This is a genomic window from Corynebacterium sp. 5QC2CO (genome assembly GCF_024580435.1).
In the GTDB taxonomy this organism is placed as follows: Bacteria; Actinomycetota; Actinomycetes; order Mycobacteriales; family Mycobacteriaceae; genus Corynebacterium; species Corynebacterium jeikeium_D.
The window spans coordinates 362,586-378,142 of sequence record NZ_JANIKI010000001.1 but is presented as its reverse complement, the minus strand read 5'-3'; the positions used below and the strand labels follow the sequence as shown (position 1 = coordinate 378,142).

The 15,557-nt window shown below is 59.5% G+C and carries 14 protein-coding genes; all 14 read right to left on the bottom strand.

The annotated features are described in order from the left end of the window. Positions 1-87 precede the first annotated feature (87 nt). Positions 88-1,647, bottom strand: a complete 1,560-nt coding sequence (ftsY, locus tag NQ014_RS01745) for a signal recognition particle-docking protein FtsY (protein ID WP_257073285.1) — start codon at positions 1,645-1,647, stop codon at positions 88-90. A 47-nt stretch (positions 1,648-1,694) separates the two neighbouring features. Further along, a complete protein-coding gene (gene smc, locus NQ014_RS01740; RefSeq protein ID WP_257073282.1) occupies positions 1,695-5,189 on the bottom strand; it encodes a chromosome segregation protein SMC in 3,495 nt (1,164 codons plus the stop codon). 110 nt (positions 5,190-5,299) lie between these two features. Then, positions 5,300-5,638 (bottom strand): P-II family nitrogen regulator, encoded by a 339-nt coding sequence (locus tag NQ014_RS01735; protein ID WP_257073280.1) that lies wholly within the window; start codon positions 5,636-5,638, stop codon positions 5,300-5,302. Positions 5,639-5,700: 62 nt separating this feature from the next. Next, on the bottom strand, positions 5,701-7,017 hold the full coding sequence (locus tag NQ014_RS01730; RefSeq protein WP_257073278.1) for an ammonium transporter: 1,317 nt from the start codon (positions 7,015-7,017) through the stop codon (positions 5,701-5,703). Between the two features lie 261 nt (positions 7,018-7,278). Then, positions 7,279-7,560 carry an acylphosphatase gene (locus NQ014_RS01725; protein ID WP_257073275.1) on the bottom strand — a complete coding sequence of 94 codons (282 nt, stop codon included), beginning with the start codon at positions 7,558-7,560 and terminating at the stop codon, positions 7,279-7,281. Further along, positions 7,550-9,010: a sodium:alanine symporter family protein gene (locus NQ014_RS01720; RefSeq protein ID WP_257073361.1), complete on the bottom strand. Its 1,461-nt coding sequence runs from the start codon at positions 9,008-9,010 to the stop codon at positions 7,550-7,552. Before NQ014_RS01720 ends, NQ014_RS01725 begins: the two co-directional genes overlap by 11 nt. A gap of 18 nt (positions 9,011-9,028) precedes the next feature. After that, a complete protein-coding gene (gene mutM, locus NQ014_RS01715; RefSeq protein WP_257073274.1) occupies positions 9,029-9,892 on the bottom strand; it encodes a bifunctional DNA-formamidopyrimidine glycosylase/DNA-(apurinic or apyrimidinic site) lyase in 864 nt (287 codons plus the stop codon). Continuing rightward, positions 9,892-10,620 (bottom strand): ribonuclease III, encoded by a 729-nt coding sequence (gene rnc / locus NQ014_RS01710; protein ID WP_038628630.1) that lies wholly within the window; start codon positions 10,618-10,620, stop codon positions 9,892-9,894. Before rnc ends, mutM begins: the two co-directional genes overlap by 1 nt. A 42-nt stretch (positions 10,621-10,662) precedes the next feature. After that, positions 10,663-11,223, bottom strand: a complete 561-nt coding sequence (locus NQ014_RS01705) for a DUF177 domain-containing protein (RefSeq protein ID WP_070595147.1) — start codon at positions 11,221-11,223, stop codon at positions 10,663-10,665. A gap of 29 nt (positions 11,224-11,252) precedes the next feature. Continuing rightward, the gene (locus NQ014_RS01700) at positions 11,253-12,014 is read right to left on the bottom strand and encodes a DivIVA domain-containing protein (protein ID WP_257073271.1); all 762 of its coding nucleotides are present in this window, start codon (positions 12,012-12,014) and stop codon (positions 11,253-11,255) included. Between the two features lie 10 nt (positions 12,015-12,024). Then, positions 12,025-12,498: a pantetheine-phosphate adenylyltransferase gene (coaD, locus tag NQ014_RS01695; protein WP_016422540.1), complete on the bottom strand. Its 474-nt coding sequence runs from the start codon at positions 12,496-12,498 to the stop codon at positions 12,025-12,027. Positions 12,499-12,538: 40 nt separating this feature from the next. Further along, positions 12,539-13,105, bottom strand: coding sequence for a 16S rRNA (guanine(966)-N(2))-methyltransferase RsmD (gene rsmD, locus NQ014_RS01690; RefSeq protein WP_048735471.1), 567 nt, complete (start codon positions 13,103-13,105; stop codon positions 12,539-12,541). Further along, the gene (locus NQ014_RS01685; RefSeq protein WP_257073268.1) at positions 13,106-13,378 is read right to left on the bottom strand and encodes an acetyl-CoA carboxylase biotin carboxyl carrier protein subunit; all 273 of its coding nucleotides are present in this window, start codon (positions 13,376-13,378) and stop codon (positions 13,106-13,108) included. It abuts the gene before it with no gap. 24 nt (positions 13,379-13,402) lie between these two features. Beyond that, the gene (locus NQ014_RS01680; RefSeq protein ID WP_257073266.1) at positions 13,403-15,553 is read right to left on the bottom strand and encodes an ATP-dependent DNA helicase RecG; all 2,151 of its coding nucleotides are present in this window, start codon (positions 15,551-15,553) and stop codon (positions 13,403-13,405) included. Between the last annotated feature and the right edge of the window lie 4 nt (positions 15,554-15,557).

Sequence of the window (15,557 nt, the reverse complement as noted above, 5' to 3'; positions counted from 1 at the left end):
ACTCCGAGGCCTTTATTGTTTTGTCGGGGGCGACGGCCGACGCTGTACTCACCGATCGATGGAAAATTCACTCATCGATGTTAGTTACTATTTGCGGCCGCCGAGCAGTGCGTCTACGAAGCTCTCCGGCTCAAACGGCGCCAGGTGGTCAGCACCTTCACCAAGGCCAACCAACTTCACCGGCACACCGAGCTCGTTTTGCACCTGGAATACAATGCCGCCCTTCGCGGTACCGTCCAGCTTGGTCAGGGCAACGCCGGTGATGTCTACTACATCCCGGAAAGTACGTGCTTGCAGTAGACCATTTTGGCCAACCGTCGCGTCCAAAACCAGGATGACTTCATCAACCTGAGCCTTCTTCTCCACCACGCGCTTAATCTTGTCCAGTTGGTCCATCAGACCGACCTTGGTGTGCAGGCGGCCGGCGGTGTCGATGAGCACTACATCAGCGCCGGACTCGATACCGTGAGCAACTGCCTCAAATGCAATAGAAGCAGGATCGGCGCCTTCAGCGCCGCGAACGGTCTCCGCGCCAACGCGTCGTCCCCAGGTTTCCAGCTGGTCGGCTGCAGCAGCACGGAAGGTATCCGCTGCACCGAGAACAACACGGTGGCCACCGGCGACCAGTACACGAGCCAGCTTGCCCGTCGTCGTGGTCTTACCTGTGCCGTTGACACCGACTACCAGAATCACTGCGGGCTTGCCCTCGTGCGGAAGTGCGCGGATGGAACGGTCCATCTCAGGCTTGCACTCCTCAATCAACACCTCACGCAGCAGGGCGCGCACTTGCTCTTCCGTGCTCACCTTCTGGCTGGCAATACGCTCGCGCAGCTTATCGACGACACGCTGCGTCGCAGCCGCACCGAGGTCAGCCATAACCAGGATGTCTTCAACCTCTTCCCACGCGTCCTCATCAAGGTCACCCGCGCCCAAGATGCCGAGCACAGACTGGCCAATTGCATTCTGCGACCGTGACAGACGACCGCGCAGGCGACCCAGACGTCCCTCAGCCGGGTCGATGGAGTCAATCTGCTGTTCTGCTTCTGGCTCTGGCGTCGGCTCCGGCGCAGCTTCCGGCTCCGGCTCTGGCGTCGGTTCTGGTTCGGGGGTCGGTTCCGGCTCCAGCTCCGGTTCAGGAGCAGGAACTACCTCCACCTCAGGCTCTGCTTCGAGCTCTGGTTGTGGTTCCGGCTCGGGCTCTGATTCCTCTTCCCCGGCCGTAGGCAAATCGATTGGGATTTCCCGCATTACGCGGTCAAAATCCCCCTCCATTTCGGTGGGGTTATCCGGAATAACCAGTCGACCTTCTGGTTTCAGCAGTGAACCGTCCGGCTGATCGGCAGGTATATCAGCCTGCTTTTCCTCTGGCTCCGGGGCCTGCTTTTCAATCGGCTTTTCCGCCGGTTTCGGCATCGGTTTTTCAACCGGCTGCTTCTCGCGGGTATCAGTCCCACCACCGGCCGGAGCGAAGTTAAAACCACTAGTGGCCTGGTAATTTCCAGACTTCTCCTGCTGGGTGAGTTCCTTAGTATCTTCCTTCGCAAAGGAAATGCGCTGGTTCTTCCTGCGGACATAGCCCACAACAAAGAGCAGCGCGATAATAACGACAATCGCGACGACAAGGAGTATCCACTGAGTTGGAGTCATAACTCTCATTATGCAGTATCAACGACTCTTCCTCACTTACTCCGCGCTTACTCCGCTCCTGTCGACGGAGTTGCGGATGCCGGTGACATTCGCTGCGAGATTACTCGAGTCACGCCGTCGCCCCGCATGGTCACGCCGTAGAGCACATTCGCAACGTCCATTGTTGGCTTCTGGTGCGTAATGACAATCAGCTGACTAGTCGCGCGGAGTTCCTCGAGCAGCGCAATAAGGCGACGCAGGTTAACGTCGTCAAGCGCGGCTTCCACCTCGTCGAGTACGTAAAAGGGACTCGGGCGCGCGCGGAAAATAGCGACGAGCATTGCCAGCGCCGTCAGCGACTTCTCGCCGCCGGAGAGCAACGACAGCCGCTTAACCTTTTTGCCCGGCGGGCGGGCTTCAACCTCGATACCTGTCGTGAGCAGGTTGTCCGGCTCGGTGAGAACCAGTCGTCCGTCGCCGCCCGGGAAAAGCGTTTGAAAGACCGCGGGGAATTCTGCCTCGACATCGTTCCACGCGTCTGTGAAGAGCTGCAGAATCGTGGCATCGACTTCCTCGACAACATCGGTGAGATCCTGGCGGGCCTTGAGGACATCATCAAGCTGTGTGGATAGGAAAGAGTAGCGCTCCTCCATCGCCTTGTACTCCTCCAGCGCCAACGGGTTGACGCGGCCGAGCACACGCAAATCCTTCTCCGCCTGTTTGAGCTGCTTCGTCACGGCTGCGCGGTCGAAGTTCTCATCAGGAGCGAAGTCCGCGAGCAGGTCATCGACAGACAGCCCCAACTGGTCGACGATGCGCTCTGCAGCCTCGGTGACGCGGACTTGCGCCTGCGCACGGGCGATATCGCCCTGGTGCGCGGAATCCGTTAGCTTTGCCAGCTCACGTTGCGCCGTATTCGCCTCCGTCCGGGCCGCCGACAGTGCCTGCGACACCGTCTTCTTCTGCGCCTCGGCATCGTCGCGATCGGCCTCTGCCCGCGCCAACGACACGTTAACCTTCGCGTGCAAGTCCTCAGCCAGCTCCGCGACAACTTCTGCCAATTCGCGCTGAGTAACTTTCGCCATCTGCGCCTGCTCATGGCGCGCCTTTGCTACGCGCTCCGACGCAGCCTGGCGACGGAGTCGCTCGGCCTTACCTCGTACACTCGACAGTCGCTCCTCTGCCGTACGCAGCGACAGACGTGCCTCTGTTTCCATGGCGCGCACAGCCGTCAGCGCCTCCGAGGCACGGTCACGTTCGCTTGTCGACGGTTCCCCCTCCTCGGGGTCACGGTCCACGCGAGCCAAGCGGTCTACGACCTCCGCCAACTCCTTCTGGAGCTTCGTTACTCGGTCCGCGGCTTCGGCTCCGCGCTGCTCAGCGCGTTCGGCATCATGCACCACGCCGGACAGCTGCGCCGTGGCCCGAGTTCGGGCATCCGTAAGAACCTTCATACGACTCTGATGCTCACGCAGCGCGGCACGGGCGGCCGCTGCGTCAGTGCGGCGGTCCTCTTCTTCGGCCTGTGCACCGGAGAGCACACCACCGAGGTCACTCAAACGCACCTGTGCTTCTGCTAGTTCGTCGCGAGTCTTAGCAATGTCGGCGGCGATTTCCACACCTGATGCAGTGCCACCAGCACCGCCAGCTACCCAACCAGAGCCACGAAGCACACCATCGCGGTCGACAACCCGCAGTCGGGTATCCTGCGCCACCAGTTCACGGGCGAAGTGCTCGTCGTCGCAGGCCACGACATCAACGAGCAGAGAGGTCAACGAACCCGAAAGCTCCGCAGGCACTGTCACATGGTCGAGCAGCCAGGATGCCTGTGCGGGCAAAGTGATGTCCAACCGCCAAGAATCAGACGCATCCGCAGAATTGATAACGACGGCACTGCCCTTGCCCGCGGCCACCAGCTCGTCGATAAGCGAATCGCCACTGCCCTCGCTGACCAGTGCTTCGGCGGCCGCGCCGAGGGCTGCGGTGAGCGCTTTTTCCCAGCCAGCGTCGACATCGATGACTTCAGAGAGAACGCCGAGCTCGTGCTTTTCACGTAGCCACGCGGTGCCGTCGTTGGCAGCGGCGGTGCGGGCGGTCTCCAGAGCTTCGATGCGGGCGGACAAACCTGAGACACTGCGTTCGAGGTCGCGCTCGTCAGCGCGGAGTTCTTTCAACCGTGTAGAGGCCAGCTCTGCTTCTCGGTTGGCCTGTTCATAAGCACTCTGCAGCTCGGGACCTTCGATTTCGGCCTCGGCTAGCTCCTGTGCGGCGTTTTCCACGGCTTCGGTGGCATCGGCACGGCGTTCGTCGGCCTCATTGGTTTGCTCGGCAAGGCGTGCAGCTTCGGCTTCGGCGGCTTCCAGACGAGTGCGCAGCGATTCTTCTGCCGAGATGAGACGAACCACGCCTTCGCGACGGTCGGCGATTGCGCGAACGGCCGCGAGGTGCTCCGCTTCGGCTTCGCGGAAAGTCTCCTCGGCGTCGAAGAGCGTTTCGCGGATTTCCTCCAGTTTCTCGCGGGCCTCTGCCTCAGCCTCAGCAAGCGTGGCTTCTTCGGTGGCGGCGTCGTCGGCCCGCTGCTCCAGGAAGTCCGGGTCTGGGCCTACCCACGGAGCGACGGAGTGGTCGGCCGCGCGATCGGCGGCGATGCGGGCCGTCGCTTGGATACGCTCACCGAGTGCGGAGAGACGGAACCACAAATCTCGGGCAGCATCAGCTGCTGGAGTGATGTCTTCCAGTTCCGCTTCAAGCTCTGCAGTGCGCTCAGCGGCAATCTCGGCTCGCTCAGTGGCGGCCTCCACCTTTTCCTCAATGAGCTTGGCTTGACCAGCAATGTCATTGAGGCTGTCCTGCAAATCCACGAAGTCCGCGGCAGCCAAACGCAACTTGGCGTCGCGCAGGTCTGCCTGCACAGTCTGGGCGCGAGAGGCGGCCTCAGCTTGACGCTTCAGCGGTTTGAGCTGACGGGAAAGCTCACCTGTCAGATCCTGTAATCGGTCGAGATTGGCCTGCATCGACTGCAGCTTGCGCTGCGCTTTCTCCTTGCGGCGGCGATGCTTGAGCACACCTGCCGCTTCCTCAATAAACGCACGACGCTCCTCTGGCCGGGACTCCAGAATCTGCGAAAGCCGACCCTGGCCTACGATGATGTGCATCTCGCGGCCAATGCCGGTGTCGCTGAGGAGTTCCTGTACGTCCATGAGGCGGACGCGAGAACCGTTGATTTCGTACTCACTTGCGCCGTCGCGGTACATGCGACGCGTGACAGAGACTTCCTTATATTGAATGGGAAGTGCCCCATCGGAATTGTCGATGGTAAGAGTGACCTCCGCGCGCCCCAAAGGCTTTCGCCCGGAGGTTCCCGCGAAGATGACATCTTCCATTTTGCCGCCGCGAAGGGTCTTGGCGGAGTGCTCGCCCATTACCCACGCGAGGGCATCGACGACATTCGACTTACCAGATCCATTCGGGCCGACAACTGCGCAGATGCCGGGCTCGAATTTCATCGTCGTCGCCGAAGCGAAGGATTTAAAGCCCTTCAGAGTCAGCGATTTCAAATACATGGGGCAATATCTTACCTGCAGTTGGGGGTTGGAGCTGAATTAACCCATCCGTGCTGGGGATGATGCCGTAGATCGATACTGACTGGGCCCTATTGTTAACCCCGCTGCTCCTAGACCGCCGCAGCGCCGCTTTCACCCGTGCGGACACGGACAACGCGCTCAACGTTGGTGACCCAGACCTTGCCATCCCCTACCTTGCCTGTGTGCGCTGCGGAGCAAATTGCTTCGAGAGCGCTATCGAGCTGTTCGTCAGAGACAACGATTTCCACGCGAGACTTTTGGACGAACTCGACGGTGTACTCGGCACCTCGGTAGACCTCAGACTGCCCCTTTTGCTGACCGTAACCTTCAGCCTCAACGACGGTCATCCCACTGACATTGATCTCTTCGAGTGCATCACGGATAGCTTCAACCGTAAACGGCTTCACCACTGCTGTTATGAGTTTCATGGCTTACTCCTTATTGACTGGGCTTCTATCAAGATTGATTGAGCTTCAATGGCAGCACTCGTTCACACCACAGCCTCGTTGGTCGAAGCGTAGGCCGACTCACCGTGCTGAGCGACGTCGATACCAGAATGTTCCTGCTCGCCGTGGATACGCCAGCCGACGGTTGTTTTCAGTACTCGGGCAATGATGTACGTCAACACACCCGAAAACACAGCCGCAATGACAGCGATGATGATCTGGATGGCAAACAATTTCAGACCGTCGATGCCACCGCCGGTAAGCAGTCCGCGATCATTAGCCAGCAGGCCAACACCAATCGTTCCCCACATAGCTGCGACCAGGTGCAGACCAACCACATCCAAGGTGTCATCGAAATTGAACTTGTACTTTAAGCCAACACCCCAGCAAGCCAGCGCACCGCCGATATAGCCCAGAATGATTGAGGTCACTGGGTTCATATCCCCTGCGGCTGGAGTAATAGTCACAAGCCCTGCGATGACCCCCGAGGCAGCGCCCAGCGAGGTGGGATGTCCATCACGAATACGCTCGAGTGAAATCCAGCCGAGCATACCCACACACGCTGCCACCGTTGTATTCAGCCATGCCAGGCCAGCCACACCGTCGGCAGCAAATGCCGAACCGCCGTTGAAGCCGAACCAGCCGAACCACAGCAGTGCGGCACCCAGCATGACGAGTGGCAGGTTGTGCGGGCGATGCCGGTTGCCATCGATAGACTTGCGCTTGCCGACGATAATCGCCAGCACCAAAGCGGCAGTACCAGCAGCAATGTGCACAACCGTACCGCCAGCGAAGTCAATTGGAGCGATGAGCGCTTCGCCGTCAGCGGTACCGAACAGCTTCGCCGAAAGCCCCTCTGCAGAGTGGCTCAGCAGACCGCCACCCCAGACCATAAAGGCCATTGGGAAGTACACCAGCGTCGTCCAGAAACCGACAAAAATCAGCCAGGTGGAGAACTTCACGCGTTCGGCCAGCGCTCCAGAGATGAGCGCCACAGAGATCGAGCAGAACGTGAGCTGGAATCCGATGTCGATGATATTCGGGTAACCATTCGCACCCGCGATGTAGTTGCCGTCACCATCCGTAATTGAGTTACGCAGTCCGAAGAACTCGAATGGGTTGGCAAATACACCACCGATCGACTGCGATCCGTAGGACATCGACCAGCCCCACAGCACGTAAATGGCACCGACAACGCCGACAGCACCAAAGCTCATCATCATCATGTTGAGCACCGACTTCTGTCGCGACATGCCGCCATAGAACAGCGCGAGCGCCGGTGTCATGAGCAAAACCAACGAAGCCGAAATCAGCATCCACGCTGAGTTTCCAGACTGTGCAATTACTTCTTCAGGCGTCATATGTGCCTCCCCTGTCTGTCAGTAGGTATTTATTAACTTAATCCACCTTTCTTCCGTATTTACGTATTCTTTTTCCCTCTTACGTAGTTTCTTAGCGTTCTGAGACCTCTACAGCGTCCCAATCGACTACCTCAAGACACGAAAAAATCCCCCGCTAACTGCGTAAAAACAATGACGCAGAGCGAGGGATAGAACGTTTTCGAATTTTTCGGATTCCTACACCGACATGGGGGGGGGAGGAGGAAGGCAGTTGGCCCCCGCTTAACGACGGTCAAACGTGCTCAATGCACCCTTCGGTTCCTGCCATAACGGCACCACTGCCGTCACATTGCCCGGAGTATTCGGCCCCTCAAGCCAAGCGAGCAAACTCTCACAGTCTGCCCGTGGCCCTTCAGCAACAACTAACACCCGACCATCCGGATAGTTCTGAGCGTAACCAACCAACCCCAGCTCCAGAGCCGTCGCGCGGGTGTACCAGCGAAAACCGACACCTTGAACACGACCATGTACCCACGCGGTGAGGCGGACGTCGTTAAGCGACATCGGACTCACGCACTGTCATCGGGTCGGAACCGTCCCAGCACTCAATCTTGTCGTGGCCGCGGAGGTTAGGCAGATCGTCGCGATGGAATACCGGATTGAGCCCCTTGGACTTCTGCTCGGAGTAGTTCTTCAACAGGGCGACTGCGACGCCACCCAGCGGCAGAATCGCGATGATATTGATGGTGGCCATGAGTGCGGAGAAGGTATCTGCAAGCGACCAGACGAGCGGCACGGAACCGACAGCTCCGCCAATCACGCACAGGATAACCAGGACGCGCACGGTGTTCAGGACAGCCTTGCTCTTAGACAGGAACGGGATATTTGCTTCGGCGTAGTAGTAGTTACCCACCAGCGAGGAGAACGCCAGGAAGAAGATGATGACCGTAACCGCGTGGATTGCCCACGTTCCCACCTGCGCCGACAGCGCGGCCTGAGTCAGCGCGGTGCCCTCTGCATCGCCGCCGAAAGTCGGGTCGGACAGCAGAATGATAACCGCGGTGATGGTACAGACGACCCAGGTATCGAAGTAGACGCCCATCGTCTGGATAAGGCCCTGCTTGACCGGGTGCGACACCGATGCCGTCGCCGCCGCATTCGGAGTGGAACCCATACCGGCCTCGTTGGAGAACAGACCGCGGCGAATACCCTGCATCATGGCGGTACCGACGGCAGCACCAGCAATCTCACGGATACCGAAGGCGTGCTCAAAAATCAGCTTAATCATGCCCGGCACCTCGGTGATGTTGAGAGCCAAGACAATCAGGCCGAGGATAATGTAGGCCACGGCCATAATCGGCACGACAATCTGCGTCACCGCCGAAATACGCTGCACACCACCGAAGATGATGACGCCGGCCAAGATTGCCAGCACGATACCGACACAGAACTTAAAAATCGGTGTCTCCTGCCCGGTCGACTGAGCCACAGCCGCCGTAATCGAGTTGGACTGCACCGCGTTGAACACGAAACCGTAGGTCACCGTGATAGCGATGACGAAAAGCGAGGCCATCCAGCGCCAGTTCTCCCCTAGCCCCTTGGTTATGTAGTAGGCCGGGCCGCCTCGGTAAGAGTCCTTATCCCGCACCTTGTACAGCTGTGCCAGCGTAGACTCCACGAAGCTGGTTGCGCCACCAATCGCAGCGAGCAGCCACATCCAAAAGACGGCGCCAGGGCCACCGGTAGTGATCGCCACCGCCACACCTGCGACGTTTCCGGTACCCACGCGTGAGGCCGCTGAAATTGTAAAGGCCTTAAAGGCCGAGATGCCCTTGACTCCCTCAGAAATATCAGAGGGCTTTTCAGTAATGGCCCTGAACATCTCCGGGATGTACCGGATCTGCACCATGATGGTCCGCCAACAGAAGTACAAACCTGTACCGATCAGCAGAACAATCATGAGCAGCCAGTACTTGTCATTCCAAGCATTTACCCAGTCGGTTGCTTGCTCCATGAAACTCATAAGGAAATTCTAGCGTTGACAGGTGGGACACAGATAACTCGATCTATTGCCAAATGGCAGACGGACAATTGCGCGCCCACACCTCGGGCACGGCTCCCCCGCTTGACCATAGGCGTTCAAGCTCCGCTCAAAATAGCCGCTTTCGCCGTTGACATGCACATATAACGCATCGAAGCTCGTGCCGCCGGCCGCTAGCGCCCGCTCGAGTACCGATTGCCCTTCGCGCAAAAGTTTCGCTAAACGACGGACCGAAAGGTCACACGCCGGCACGCGACCATCGACCTTCGCTGCCCAAAGCATTTCGTCGGCATAGATATTGCCGATACCCGACACGATGTTTTGGTTGAGCAATACGGCCTTAATCGGCGATCGCGACTTCATCATGCGGTGTGCAAGGGCAACCACATCAACGGTGGGCTCCAATAGGTCGGGCGCAATCTTGGCTGCAGGTTCCGGAACAAAGCGACCGTGGGATTCGACCAGTTCACAGGCCCAAACCCAACCAAAGGTGCGCTGATCGTTGAAGTTGATTAGGTGCCGAGCGCCGTCCGGAAGAGCGATGTCGAAAGCGGCTCGGGTGTGGCGGCCAGGCAGCGTATCGGGAGTGTACGGGGCTTCCACGCGCAATTGGCCGCTCATGCCCAGGTGAATGGCGATTGCGGAGTCGTCGTCAAGCGTGAGCCACATGAACTTGCCACGACGATCCGTAGCGACAACCGTGCGCCCACGCGTACGACCGATAAACTCTACGGCACCACCGGGTTGGCGCCGCACGGCGCGAGCGTTGTAGACGAAGGAATCGTCGATGCGGCCACCGACGACGTAAGTGTCGAGACCGCGGCGTACGGACTCGACTTCAGGAAGCTCGGGCATTAGGCCAGAGCGGTATGCGCCTGATGCGCGGCGTGCATCTCGGCTTCCTTCTTCGTGGCGCCGGTACCGCTGCCCTTAACCACGCCGTCAACCAGCACGTCGACGTAGAAAGTTAAATCATGGTCGGGACCGGTGGTGCGCACGGTGTACTCGGCAGCCGGTAGTTGCTTGGCCGCCAGGCGCTCCTGCAACAGCGTCTTCCAGTCACGGCCGCGGGACTCCGTCGGGGCATCGTCAATCATCTGGTTGAACAGGCGAAGCACGGTCTCACGGGCAACCTCGAAACCATGCTGCAGGTAGATAGCACCCAGCAGCGCCTCGGTGGTGTCAGCGAGAATCGAGTGCTTATCCGCGCCACCGGTGGCCTTCTCACCGCGACCGAGGAGAATGTGCTCCCCCAATCCGATACTGCGGGCCAGGTCAGCCAGCGCGTACATGTTCACGACACCTGCGCGCATCTTGGAAATATCCTGCTCAGCGCGGTCCGGAAAGCGACGGTAGAGTTCTTCAGCAACGCACATGCCCAGCACGGCGTCGCCCAGGAACTCTAGACGCTCGTTATTGGTCAGCATGCCATTTTCATTCGCGAAACTGCGGTGGGTCAGAGCGAGCTTCAGGGACTCCTCTGGTAGCTCAACACCGAGTTTTTCCAGCAGCGGGGCGTGATCGACGGCCTCGAAGGCCGCCTTTCTAGCCGCCTCACCGGTTAGCCGACGCTTGCGGCTCATCCGTTATATCTCCTTTAAAGTCTTCGTCTTAGTCGTCGTCGATTACTTATCGTCCCCGAGCGAGCCAAACTTTTCCGCCAGGCCAGCCCAACGCGGATCAATACGCTCCTCTTCACCCGAGATGCCGTCTGGTTCCGGCACTTCCGAGTCCGACTCAGCACAGCTGGAATCGAAATCCAGACAGGTCGGATTGAAGGGCAGGTTCAAGCCCGCCTCATCGATGACGGCTTGAGTGATATCCACCGTATTGTCGACGATCTGGCCAACTTCGTCCTCGAGGTCTTCTTCCTCGGCATCGTCGCCGGTGATGAAGTCCTCGTTGTTGGAAAAGACAGCCGAAATGTGGAAGCTGAGCTCCGGATTCAGCGGGGCTAGGCAGCGCACGCACTCGCCGGTGGCCTTGGCAGTCACAGTCGCGTCAACCATGACACCGCTGCCGAGGTTCGTGACAATGCCGTCAACGACAACCTCCTCGCCAGCGGCGATGCCAATCATCTCGACACCAACGCGGACAGGGCTATCGCCTACCTTGCGGAACTGCTCGGGCATGCCGCCCTGCAGACATGTCGAAACGTCCAGAACAAATGGGGATGAGTCAGTCATGATAGACCTCAGTCTACCCCGAAGATGCACTAACGCTCGTACCGGCGGCGTTCCGCCCCCTCAGAGAACGAAGACGGCGCGTTCTGAGCCCCTGCGCCACCGCCGACGGCACCGGCCCCCGAACGCAGTACAGAGCGATTGCGACCGACATTGCGCAGGGTCTCCTGGAGAGTCTGTTCAAACTCGGCGAGCTTGGAATCAACGTAGCGGTCACACTCTTCACGGAGGCGAGAGGAATCCGCGTGCGCGTCTGAGAGCAGACGATTCGCCTCGTCGTTGGCCTCGCGGACGACCGTCGACTCAGCGACCAGGCGAGCCTGCTCCTCGCGGCCTTCCGCAACGGAACGCTCGTAGGATTCGTTACCAGCGTGAATCAGGCGATCGGACTCGGCAGACGCACGATCCACAATGCTGTCGTACTCGTGCTGAGCATCCTCGCGGAGACGACGGGCGTCGTCCTCAGCGGCCGCGACGGTGCCAGCTGCGTGGGCATTGGCATCCTCGACGGTGTGGTTAGCGCGGGCCTCGGCCTCGTCGACAATGCGATGGGCTTCTTCATCCGCAGTCGAAATGGTGTTGTTCGCCCGGGCTTCAGCATCGTTGATAATCTCATCCCGCTGGTCCAAGACGTCCTGCGCGTCATCGAGCTCAGCCGGGAAAGCATCCCTCAGCTCGTCGAGCAACTCGAGAACACGCTGACGCGGAACCATACAATTGGCCGACAGTGGCACGCCGTGTGCCTCTTCTAGGATCTGGACCAGTTCATCAAGAGATTCGAAGACGCGAAACATGACTTACATGCTACTTCAGTCGGCGCTGCAGGGCGTGCAAGACAGGCTCAGGAACTAGCCCTTCCACCGAACCGCCGTAGCGAACAACTTCCTTCATCAGTGTCGACGACACATGACCGTACTTCGGATCAGCCTCCACAAAGAGAGTCTCAATGCCCGTCATGCGCCGATTCATCTGCGCCATAGGCGCCTCGTACTCGTAGTCCGCCGCCGAGCGCAGCCCCTTGACCAGGCAGGTAATACCCTGCGCGGAAGTGTAGTCAACTAACAGCTTCGACCAGGAGTCCACCTGCACATTGTCCAAGTGCTGCGTGCACTGCCGAATGAGGTCCATGCGCTCTTCGACGTTGAACATGCCCTGCTTATTCGGGTTGTGGGTAACCAGCACGGTCACCTGATCGAATTGGCGCGCGGCACGCTCAATCACATCGAGGTGACCAGAGGTCATGGGGTCGTAGGAACCGGGGCAGCATGCGTGAGTCATAGAGGTCAAACCACCTTTGGCCGTCGTAAAGCGGAAAACGTTAAGCGTTGTAGATAGCGGTGTCGAAGCGCGCCAGACCGTGAATGCGACGCTTCAGCTTCTGCTGGAGCTGCTCGTAACCCTCGGGCCACTGCGTTTCCTCATCATCGCGGTGACGCTCCACAGTCACGACCGCGCCCGGCGCGAGGAAGCTACGCAGCGCCTCCAGCATCTCTGTAACGGCCTCCCCCGCCAGCTCATAGGGCGGATCCGCGATGACGCGGTCAAAAGGCTCGCCCGGCGCGCCCGCAAGGTACGACGATACTTTCATCGGAGACACGGCCACATCGGGATGCCCCACGGTGCGAATGTTCTTTTCAATAGCGGCAATGGCGTTCGGATCGTTTTCCACCAACACGACGGAACGCGCGCCGCGAGAAGCCGCTTCCAAACCGAGCGCACCCGAGCCAGCAAACAGGTCGAGAACGCGAGTTCCCTCTAGCCCAAAGCGTGTGGACCAGGAAGAAAAGATGGCTTCCTTCGCGCGGTCACTAGTTGGCCGAGTGGTCTCTCCCTTAGGCGCGACTAGCCTACGACCGCGTGCCTCACCTGCAATAATGCGGGTCATCTACTTCCCTTCGTGCGATGTGTTCTCGTTGCCGTTGTGCTGTGCCGTGGCGCTGTGAGTTACTGGCGTGATTCTTGCCAGCAGCTGACCGCCTTCGACATCCACAAATTGATCTGCCGCCACCTCCGCGACCGTGCCCGGGCAGGGCGCTAAAACCGGCGCTTCTAGCTTGACGGCCTCCACGACCGCAATAACCTGACCGGTCGTCACCGAGTCTTTCTCGGCGACCTCCCAGCGGACTACTCCTGCAAAAGGTGCACAGACATCTACCATGCCCAACAGTCTACTTTGGTCTTACTAGGAGCGGTCCAAGTAGTTCGACTGCTCTTCATCGATATCGGATATGAGCTCCCCCACAAGCCTTTCATCACTGTCGAGGAGAGCCGTGGCATCATGTCGGGTGCGCTCGATGATCTCGCCGTCGGTGGTGAGGTCCACCAGGCCGAGGCCTGTTGCCAGTCCCGATTGGTCATCGCCGAGCAGATCGCCGAAACTACGCGTGGCCAGGTCCAACTCCGCCAGTTGAATGCCGTCGGTGGTGGCGGCAATGCGGTCCAGCCGGGTGCGCTCCGGTGTCTGCGAATGCGTGTGTGTACACAGGAAGCACAGGCCACCACGGTCACCACGGCCGACACGACCGCGCAGCTGGTGAATCTGCGAAATACCGTAGCTCTCGGCGCGGCGAATCATCATGATCGTGGCCTCTGGTACATCCACGCCGACTTCGACAACTGTGGTGGACACCAGCACATCCAGCTGTCCTGTGGCAAAGGCCTGCATCACGCGGTCTTTGTCCTCCGGTGCCATATTGCCGTGCAACTGACTGATACGTACACCGGGAAGTTTCTTCCTCGCTCGGTCGAACACCGCCTCCACGGACTCGTCGAGGAACTGTTCCTCGTCGCGGGTAATGCGGGGACAGACAATGAAGGCGCGGTTGCCCTTGGCCACTTCTTCCCCAATCCGCTCCCAGGTTCGTGCCTCCCAGCGCGGCTTTTCCAGCGTCGGTACGACAAAAGATTGGATCTCCTGACGTCCCCGTGGCAATTCCGTCAACTGCGAAACTGCGAGGTCGCCAAAAATGGTCATCGCTACCGTGCGCGGAATCGGGGTTGCCGACATCACCAACAGATGCGGTGTCATTCCACCCCGTCCCCTGCTGCGCAACTGATCGCGCTGGCGCACACCAAAGCGGTGCTGCTCATCGACGACCACCAGACCGAGATCGAAGAACTCCACGCCCTCGCTGAGCAGGGCATGCGTGCCGACGACGATGTCAGCCTCCCCGTTGACTGCCTCCAACAGGGTTGCCCGGCGCTCCTTCGTCGACATCGAACCCGTCAACAGTCGTACAGTCACTGCTACTCCGGCTTGCTCCAGCATCGCTGTCAGCGATCGGTAGTGCTGTTGGGCCAGGACTTCCGTCGGCGCCAGCATCGCGCACTGCCTGCTAGCATCGACTGCTTGCAGCATTCCCAGCAGGGCCACCACGGTTTTACCCGAGCCAACTTCACCTGCCAGCAGGCGGTTCATTGGGTTAGGCCTCGCTAAATCCTGCGCAATATCGGCTGCGACCGCGACCTGACCGTCGGTAAGCGAAAACGGCAACCCCCGGCGTAGCTCGTCGCGAAGTCCCCCGGCGACTTCCATACAGGCCGGCGCGGTGAGACTCGCTTGAGTACGCTTGCGTGCACCAACGGCGAGCTGGAGCTCAAGCGCTTCGTCGTGCTTCAGTCGGGCAAGCGCGATGTCGGGGCCCGCGATGGAGGGAAAGTGTGCGCCACGCAGTGCGGAGTCGAAATCGATAAGTCCCTCCGGCGTGGCGGGCAATGGGTCTGGCTGCAGCGGTAACCATTCGAGGATGCGCTGCATGTACAGAGCCAGGTGAATACCCGCTACTCCTTTACGGCCACGGTAAATGGGCAGATAGGGGCGCGTGAGCAGCCGCTGCATCTCCGCAATCCCCTTGGCTGTCTTCGTCAGTGTGGCCAGCTTGCCAGTGGCTGCGCCTACCGAACCATCGGCTTTAAGCACCATGCAATCAACATTTTTCAGCTGTAGCTCATTGCGGAACTCACTGAGCGTGCCAACAATGGGCAGACGCACACCGGGGTGCAGCATATTGCGCAGCCATTCGGCACCGAAAATCGCGGCCGGAAGAATGCGCACGCCGTCGCTGACATAGATTTTCAGTGGCTTGCGTCGGTCGGCGAAGGCGGGCGCTGGCGAAATGCTGTGCACCTCCACGACTGTGGTGATGGTGTCGCCAATGTCGGAAAATGACACATCTAAGCTCTTACCCTGCGCCACGTAGCGCTTCGGGAAATTCGTCAGTGCATCCGAGACGGTCTCCATACCAAAAGCCGTATGCAGCTTCTTTGCAATCTTTGGCCCCACCACGATATTCAGGGGCGTGCGCGCATAATCCGAGCCGAGCCATCCGAGCATCGTG

What these genes read in the sequence shown, in the direction of transcription:
- NQ014_RS01725 (WP_257073275.1), bottom strand. Translation starts at nt 7,560, where the DNA reads ATGTCGCTTAACGACGTCCGCCTCACCGCGTGGGTACATGGTCGTGTT.
- NQ014_RS01680 (WP_257073266.1), bottom strand. Translation starts at nt 15,553, where the DNA reads ATGCTCGGATGGCTCGGCTCGGATTATGCGCGCACGCCCCTGAATATC.
- NQ014_RS01700 (WP_257073271.1), bottom strand. Translation starts at nt 12,014, where the DNA reads ATGTTTCGCGTCTTCGAATCTCTTGATGAACTGGTCCAGATCCTAGAA.
- NQ014_RS01705 (WP_070595147.1), bottom strand. Translation starts at nt 11,223, where the DNA reads ATGACTGACTCATCCCCATTTGTTCTGGACGTTTCGACATGTCTGCAG.
- NQ014_RS01720 (WP_257073361.1), bottom strand. Translation starts at nt 9,010, where the DNA reads ATGGAGCAAGCAACCGACTGGGTAAATGCTTGGAATGACAAGTACTGG.
- smc (WP_257073282.1), bottom strand. Translation starts at nt 5,189, where the DNA reads ATGTATTTGAAATCGCTGACTCTGAAGGGCTTTAAATCCTTCGCTTCG.
- ftsY (WP_257073285.1), bottom strand. Translation starts at nt 1,647, where the DNA reads ATGACTCCAACTCAGTGGATACTCCTTGTCGTCGCGATTGTCGTTATT.
- coaD (WP_016422540.1), bottom strand. Translation starts at nt 12,498, where the DNA reads ATGACTCACGCATGCTGCCCCGGTTCCTACGACCCCATGACCTCTGGT.
- NQ014_RS01685 (WP_257073268.1), bottom strand. Translation starts at nt 13,378, where the DNA reads ATGGTAGATGTCTGTGCACCTTTTGCAGGAGTAGTCCGCTGGGAGGTC.
- rnc (WP_038628630.1), bottom strand. Translation starts at nt 10,620, where the DNA reads ATGAGCCGCAAGCGTCGGCTAACCGGTGAGGCGGCTAGAAAGGCGGCC.
- rsmD (WP_048735471.1), bottom strand. Translation starts at nt 13,105, where the DNA reads ATGACCCGCATTATTGCAGGTGAGGCACGCGGTCGTAGGCTAGTCGCG.
- NQ014_RS01735 (WP_257073280.1), bottom strand. Translation starts at nt 5,638, where the DNA reads ATGAAACTCATAACAGCAGTGGTGAAGCCGTTTACGGTTGAAGCTATC.
- NQ014_RS01730 (WP_257073278.1), bottom strand. Translation starts at nt 7,017, where the DNA reads ATGACGCCTGAAGAAGTAATTGCACAGTCTGGAAACTCAGCGTGGATG.
- mutM (WP_257073274.1), bottom strand. Translation starts at nt 9,892, where the DNA reads ATGCCCGAGCTTCCTGAAGTCGAGTCCGTACGCCGCGGTCTCGACACT.